This window comes from Clostridium polyendosporum (assembly GCF_018332455.1).
GTDB classification, from domain to species: Bacteria; Bacillota; Clostridia; order Clostridiales; family Clostridiaceae; genus Clostridium_AY; species Clostridium_AY polyendosporum.
The window spans coordinates 20,875-28,539 of the sequence record NZ_BOPZ01000033.1; the positions used below are offsets into that span (position 1 = coordinate 20,875).

Sequence of the window (7,665 nt, forward strand, 5' to 3'; positions counted from 1 at the left end):
CTATTGTAAAAATAGACTTCCAATACTGAACACTAAGAAAGAACCAATCCAAGCTAACACCAGTTGATAAAACACTGAAAAAATAGTTAACTTAGTACCATATTCCTTTTTCATTGCACCAATTGCTGATGTACATGGAGTATATAAAAGTACAAACACCATAAATGAGTAAGCTGAAAGGGCTGTAAAGTGTAATGGGAGTATATTAGTTAAGTCGCCAGCATAAATAACTTCCATTGATGCTAATACTGTTTCTTTTGCCATAATACCTGTTAGTAAAGAAACTGCAGCTTCCCAATTTCCAAAACCTACTGGTTCAAAAACAGGTGCTAAAAAGCTACCAATATTGTAAAGTAAGCTCTCGGAAACATTGTCCACTTGACCTGAGAAGTTATAATTTTGAAGTAACCAAATTACTACGCTCATCGCAAAGATTATTGTTCCAGCCTTTTTTAAGAATTCCCTACCTTTATCCCATGTATTCTTTATTATATTTTTAAGTTCTGGCCTTTTATATTGTGGTAGTTCGATAATAAAAGGCTCTTCATCTTTTTTAAATATAGTATTTTTAAATAATAATCCTAAAATAAATGCTACAGCTATTCCTAAGAAGTATAGTGAAGCAACTACTAGTCCTTTATGTGATGCAAAAAATATTGAAGCAAAAACTGCATAAACTGGCAATCTTGCATTACATGACATAAGTGGAACTAAAAGTGCTGTAAGTTTTCTATCTTTTTCACTTTCTAAAGTTCTAGCTGACATTATTGCTGGTACAGAGCATCCAAAGCCCACAATCATAGGAATAAATGCCTTACCAGATAAGCCTAATTTTCTCATCAGCTTATCCATAATAAATGCAACTCTTGACATGTATCCACTATCCTCAAGTATAGAAATACCAATAAATAAAGCTAAAATAATAGGTAGTAGTACCATGATTCCACCGACACCAGCTAAAATTCCATCTACTATTAGTGATTGGAACCAAGGTGAAGTATTTGATAATAGATTAGATACAAATGGCATCAAAGAGTCATTTAAGTATCCATCCATCAGATCCGATAATGGCTGCCCAACCCAACTAAAAGTAAACTGAAAAATAAACATCATAATTCCTATAAATAGTGGGTATGCTAATATCGGATGAAGCAGAAGTCTATCTATTTTATCTGTTACAGTAGATGTATCATCTGACTTGCTTATTCTACATTTGTTAATAATATGTTCGATATATGAATAGGTTTCTTTTTCATTATTAAAATAATAATCATTATCATCTATGTTGCATATAAAATCATCCTTAGAGAGGATGTCTTTAACTTCATCTATTCCTTTATTTTTTGAAGCTATAATAGGTATAACTGAAACCTTTAACAGTTTTCCAAGTTTATCATAGTCTATTTTAAAGCCTTTTTTTTCAGCTACATCCATCATGTTTAATACTAAGACTATAGGTTTTTTAAACTGTTTAAGCTGCATAGTAAGATATAGATTTCTATCTAAATTGGAAGCATCCACAATATTAACTATTAAATCTACATCATCATTTTCTAGAAAGTCTTTTGCCACCTTTTCTTCATGAGAGAAAGTGTCCATAGCATAGATACCAGGTAAATCAATAATTTTAATGTTATTAAACCTACCTTCTTTTTTCTCTACAGTAACTCCTGGCCAATTTCCTACGTATTGATTTGAACCAGTGAGGGCGTTAAAAAGTGTTGTTTTACCTACGTTTGGATTACCCAATAATGCAATAGTTGTCATTTGTTAATTTCCCCCCTTTATTTTTTTATAAAAATATTCTTTGCATCTTTTTTTCTTATAGCTATGTCAAATCCTCTTAAATTAACTATTACAGGATCTCCTAGTGGTGCTGTTCTTTTTAATTGTACTTCAGTACCTTCTATACATCCTAATGCTAGTAATCTTTTAGTTAATTTATCATTCCCTAAAATTTTATCTATTGTTCCAAGTTGTCCTGGTTTTAAATCGCAAATACACATGCTAAAATCCCCCCGTTTAAATATTGAAAATCATTCTCAAATAAATAATACCATTTTTATAGTAAAAAGTCAAGCAGTGTATAAAAACATAAATATTAAAAAGATGATAGAGGAAATATTACATTTAGTTATAAGTGACTTATAAAACAAAGGTAGAGAATTAATTTTTATCTAATGGATAAGCTAAAATAAATAGAAGTTATAAACCTGTCTAAAGAAATAATTTGAACATAAGTATAATATTTACAATTGGTTATTTGTCGTTTATAATATTTTGTAAAACATAAATAGGAGGATGACAAAATGAAAAAAGTAGCAGCATTTTTTGATATTGATGGAACACTATATAGAGAAGGGTTAATTACAGAAATGTTTAAAAAGATGATAAAATACGAGATTATTCAATCAGAAAAATGGTATAATGTAGTTAGACCAGAATTTCTAAGATGGGATAAAAGGCAAGGGGATTATGATAGTTATCTTTTAAAAATGATAGATATATATATAGAAGGAATAAGAGGGCTTTATAAGGATCAGATAAATCTTATAGCTAAAAAGGTTATTGAACAAAAAGGAGAAAGAGTATATACTTTTTCAAGAGAAAGAATAAAATGGCATAAAGAACAAGGTCATGTGTTGATAACTATTTCTGGAAGTCCATCTGAATTAGTAAAGGAAATGGCTGAAAAACATGGATTTGATGATTATAAGGGTGCTATATATGAAGTGGACCAGGAAGAAAAATATACAGGTGAAGTAATACCAATGTGGGATAGCAAAAGTAAAGAAAAAGCAATTCAAGATTTTACTGATAAATATAATATAGATTTAGATCAAAGTTTTGCTTATGGTGATACTGCTGGTGACATGACTATGTTTAAGCTTGTTAAAAATCCCTATTGCATAAATCCAACAAGAGAACTATTAAATAAGGTTAACAATAATAAGGAGGTAAAAGAGAAAATAAATATTATAGTTGAGCGAAAAGATGTCATCTATAATTTAAGGAAGGATGGTTTCGACATTATATAGGAAAGAGTGATATAGTGATAATAAGGGAGAAGGAAGTTGAGATTTCTTCAATAAACAAAGAAACGGTGCTTGGTGTACAAGATTACAATCATAGCTATGCTGATGCGATTTTTTTTGACTTAGAACATTATGTTTATAAAAAGCCAAAGTGTGTCGGTGTATTTGGAGCATGTTATTATGAAGAATCCTCTTCAAAGCTTATAGTAACTCAATACATGATAGAAAATAGAGATGAAATATTTGATATTTTAGTTTTAGCTAAAAAGTATTTTCTCAGGATGAATAGTGAGAAAAAGAAGAAGTATATAATTACCTTCTCAGGAAATAACGATTTCACTGTAATAAATTATCTCTTTAATAAGTATGGAATAGACTTTAAGTTTGACCAATATTTTAAATCTATAGATATACAGCGGGAATACGAAAAACAAATCAAGCAAGGTATTGGATTAAAGGCATTAGAAAAAAAGTTTGAAATAATAAGAGAAGGAGAAGTTTTGAGTGGATCAAATATAGCCAAAACTTTTCATAAAGTTATAAAAGATAAAGAGTATATTTTTAGAATGCCTAAAGAAAAGATTGGGAAAATACTTCAATATAACGAACAGGACGTAGTCAATCTATTCCACATTTACGTAAATTGGAGCAAATATATTAAAATTGAAGATGGAGATAATAACAGCACCTGTATTGAAAACTAATACAGGTGCTGTTATTTATGATATATTTTTATTTATTTTCTAATAATTCTATACCTTTTTTAATTCTGCTTAAAGATTCTTCCTTACCAAGAATATCAGCAAGTTCAAAGGCTCCACCAGGAGTAAATTGTTTTCCAGATACGGCAGTTCTTATTGGCCATAATACTTGACCGTTCTTAACTCCAAGTTCAGCTATAACTTTAAATACTTCATCATGAAGTACATCAAAAGTCCAAGTTTCTATTCCTTCAAGTATAGGAAGAAGATGTTTTAAATTTTGAAGAGATGTTTCTTCTGTAGATTTCATTTTTTTATGAACATATAAATCTGTTGAATATTCAGGAAGAGTATCAAAGAAATCTACTTGTTCAGGAATTTCTCCTAACACTTCTGTTCTATTATGAAGAAGTGCTGATAGTTTTTTTAGATCAAAATCTTTTTTAATTACTTGCTTATAATATGGAAGTGCAAGTTCATGGAATTCATCAAGAGTTAATTTCTTTATGTACTCACCATTCATCCATCTAAGCTTAACAGGATCAAAAATTGCAGGTGATTTATTTATGTTCTTATAATCAAATACATTAATTAATTCTTCAAGAGAGAATATTTCATCGTTTGTACCTGGATTCCATCCTAATAATGCTATATAGTTTAGTATCGCATCTTTTAAGTATCCTTTGCCTAGAAGATCTTCAAAGGATGCATCACCATTTCTTTTTGATAGCTTTTGATGAGCATCTTTCATAATTGGAGGACAATGAACATAAACAGGTACTTCCCAACCGAAGGCTTCATATAATCTATTATACTTTGGTGAAGATGAAAGGTATTCGCTTCCTCTTACAACGTGAGTAATTCCCATTAAATGATCATCAACAACGTTAGCAAAGTTATAGGTTGGTAATCCATCTGATTTAATTAATACCATATCCTCTAATTCAGAATTATCAACAGATATTTTTCCGTATATAACATCATCAAAAGCAGTAGTACCTTCTGTTGGGTTATTCTGTCTTATTACATAAGGTATTTCAGCCTTTAACTTTTCTTCTATTTCTTCTTTTGAAAGATGAAGACAGTGTTTGTCATACTTGAATGGTCTTTTTAATGCTTCTGAATTTTCTCTAAGAATATCAAGTCTTTCTTTAGAGCAGAAACAATAGTAAGCTTCGCCCTTTTCTACAAGGTTTTTAGCATATTCAAGATAAATGCCTCTTCTTTCACTTTGAACGTAAGGGCCAACAGGACCGCCCATATCTGGACCTTCATCATGCTTTAAACCTGTCATCTCAAGAGTTTTGTAAATTACATCAACTGCGCCTTCTACAAGTCTTTCTTGATCAGTATCCTCTATTCTTAAAAGGAAATCTCCTCCCTCGTGCTTTGTAATTAAATAAGCGTAAAGAGCAGTTCTTAAATTACCAACGTGCATATAGCCTGTTGGACTAGGTGCAAATCTTGTTCTTATCTTTTTTACTGACATCTATTTCACTCCTATAGTTTATTTATAAATAAAGCTTCTCGCTTTTGGGCGAGAAGTTTTGATTTGCTGCCATTCTACAAAGTAAAATCTGGCTAAAATTTCATTAATTGAAATTTGATTACACTAGATGCATGGTCAGTTTGATTTGTTGCTATGTCACCTAACCATACTATTATTATGATATATCAATGAAAAATTTATGTCAATATTTGCATAGGTCCTTATTTATTTGTAATATTCACTCCATTGGAAGATAACACAACAGTACCGTCTTTGTCAGTTCTATAAATCTTTATGTTAGCCTGTTGTAATGATTGTAAAGTCTCCTTATGAGGATGACCATAGTCATTGTTCGCTCCTACAGAAATTACTCCAATTTTAGGATTTACCTTACTTAAAAACTCCTTTCCAGTTGAGGTAGTGCTTCCATGGTGACCAAGCTTTAATACATCAGCTTTAACATCATGGCCTTTTTGGAGGACTTCTTTTTCCACAAGTTTCTCAGCATCTCCTGTAAATAGGAATGAAGTCTTTCCATAAGTTATTTTCATTATTGGAGAGTAATCATTTAAATCATTATATTTTTCACTTACTGGTGAATATACTTCAACTTTTGTATTTTCACCAAGATTTATATCATTTCCCATGCCAGCTTTTATAACTGTTACCTTTAAGCTTTTATTCTTTAATTGGCTCATCATATTTTGAAAGGTCTTAGTAGTAGATGTAACCTTTGGAGCATAAAATTTGCCTATGTTAAAGTTCTTTATAATTTGAGCCATACCACCTATATGATCTTCATGAGGATGAGTGGCTACAACATAATCTAGATTCTGTATTCCTCGAGATTTAAGATAATCCATAAGTTTATCTTGGCTATCTTTAGAGCCTGCATCTATCAATAAATTTTTATCATTAACTTGAATTAAAATGGAATCACCTTGGCCAACATCGATGTAGTGAACTAATAAATTATCTCGTGAGGCTGTAGTATTAGTAGGCTTTTCTAAACTATAGCTATTAGAGCATCCGTAAAATAAAGTGGTTACGAAAAGTATTAATATAGATAAAAGTACACTAAGCTTTTTCTTCAATACGTATCCTTCCTTTCCAATATGTATGTGTTATTAATATAGTGTGTAAAAATAAAATATCTATAGATAGTTTATTCGTTAACTATACTGTTGTCAAAGTAAAGATACACAACTTCAATCTAACAATTCATGTTAAATAAAATTTAATAGGCATCGATCCTATTAAATTTGAGTCAGATTTCACTTTGTGAAATGGTAGCAAATAGCCTAGACATGCAATGCTTTTTCTAAGGATATATAAGTTCAGTTATTCCTTGATAAATATTCCATAGCCAAGTATAATAGAGAAGATAAGTTGCTGAAGATAAACAAAGTTTAATAACTGTAAATTTGTTTATTAATAAAACAATTAAATTAGGGGTGTTATATATGAGAACTTTTTTTCGAGGAATAGCTTATTTATCTTATATGATTCTTCAAATGATCAGAGGTTGGATCTTATTCGCTATTTTAAAGTTAAGAGGACAAAAAGCTGCGGATATTTATGGAGCTAAAAGGTACATAGCATGGGCTAGGGCAACATTAAAGATTGCAGGTATTAAGGTTAATATTGTAGGAAAAGAAAGAATACCAGAAAGATCTTGTGTATTTGTAGGCAATCATCAAAGTAATTTTGATATACCAGTTTTGGTTGCTTCTTCTGAAAGATCTATAGGTTTTATAGCTAAAAAAGAATTATTAAAAGTTCCAGTAATAGGTTTTTGGTTGAAGCAGATTCACAGTGTAACAATTGATAGAGAAAATGTAAGAGAAGCAATTAATGTTATCAATTTAGGTGTAGAAAATATTAAAAAGGGATATTCAATGGGGATTTTTCCTGAAGGAACAAGAGCAAAGGATGGAAAGATTAAGGAGTTTAAAAAAGGAAGTTTAAAGCTTGCTACTAAAGCTAATGCTCCAATAGTTCCTGTTACTATTGATGGAACATATAAGGGTTACGAGGAGGAAAAAAAGTTTAAGGCAGCAGAGGTGACTATAACTTTTGGAGAACCTATTTACCCAGAGAAACTTTCTAAGGAAGAACAGAAAGAATTAGCAAATATTGTTCATGACATAATTGCAAGTAATTTAGGACAACTTTAATAATAAAATAAACATTGATTTTTAATAGATGCAGGAAAACTTTAGCGGATTTAATTAGTATAAAAAATGTAACTCAGTAATGGTTGGGTTATATTTTTTTATTTGCAACTATTTTATAAAGTTAAACATCACTAAAGCGGCTATCGCAAAATGAATAGGTATTCAATAAATTTTAAGAAAGCTTCAAATTTATTCTAAAAGCTATAAATTTTTAGGCTATTTTTAAGAAATAAAATAATAATTCTGATTATACAAAACAAAGG

Annotated in this window: 7 protein-coding genes; 3 read left to right on the top strand and 4 right to left on the bottom strand. The window is 30.1% G+C overall.

From position 1 onward, the window contains the following. Positions 1-1,767 carry a ferrous iron transport protein B gene (gene feoB, locus CPJCM30710_RS15085; RefSeq protein ID WP_212904994.1) on the bottom strand — a complete coding sequence of 589 codons (1,767 nt, stop codon included), beginning with the start codon at positions 1,765-1,767 and terminating at the stop codon, positions 1-3. A 17-nt stretch (positions 1,768-1,784) separates the two neighbouring features. Then, positions 1,785-2,006, bottom strand: a complete 222-nt coding sequence (locus CPJCM30710_RS15090) for a FeoA family protein (RefSeq protein ID WP_212904995.1) — start codon at positions 2,004-2,006, stop codon at positions 1,785-1,787. A 303-nt stretch (positions 2,007-2,309) separates the two neighbouring features. On the opposite strand from CPJCM30710_RS15090, the gene CPJCM30710_RS15095 reads away from it, so the two are divergent. Both CPJCM30710_RS15095 and CPJCM30710_RS15100 read left to right on the top strand, forming a co-directional pair. Further along, positions 2,310-3,038, top strand: coding sequence for an HAD-IB family hydrolase (locus CPJCM30710_RS15095; RefSeq protein WP_212904996.1), 729 nt, complete (start codon positions 2,310-2,312; stop codon positions 3,036-3,038). A gap of 14 nt (positions 3,039-3,052) precedes the next feature. Beyond that, positions 3,053-3,739: a ribonuclease H-like domain-containing protein gene (locus CPJCM30710_RS15100; protein WP_212904997.1), complete on the top strand. Its 687-nt coding sequence runs from the start codon at positions 3,053-3,055 to the stop codon at positions 3,737-3,739. 28 nt (positions 3,740-3,767) lie between these two features. Here CPJCM30710_RS15100 and gltX read toward each other — a convergent pair whose 3' ends face one another. Together gltX and CPJCM30710_RS15110 are read right to left on the bottom strand one after the other, a co-directional pair. Continuing rightward, the gene (gltX, locus tag CPJCM30710_RS15105; protein WP_212904998.1) at positions 3,768-5,225 is read right to left on the bottom strand and encodes a glutamate--tRNA ligase; all 1,458 of its coding nucleotides are present in this window, start codon (positions 5,223-5,225) and stop codon (positions 3,768-3,770) included. 221 nt (positions 5,226-5,446) lie between these two features. Continuing rightward, positions 5,447-6,319 carry a ComEC/Rec2 family competence protein gene (locus CPJCM30710_RS15110; RefSeq protein ID WP_246503555.1) on the bottom strand — a complete coding sequence of 291 codons (873 nt, stop codon included), beginning with the start codon at positions 6,317-6,319 and terminating at the stop codon, positions 5,447-5,449. Between the two features lie 369 nt (positions 6,320-6,688). Between CPJCM30710_RS15110 and CPJCM30710_RS15115 the strand changes: the two genes are divergently transcribed. Beyond that, positions 6,689-7,402, top strand: a complete 714-nt coding sequence (locus CPJCM30710_RS15115; protein ID WP_212904999.1) for a lysophospholipid acyltransferase family protein — start codon at positions 6,689-6,691, stop codon at positions 7,400-7,402. Positions 7,403-7,665: the final 263 nt, after the last annotated feature.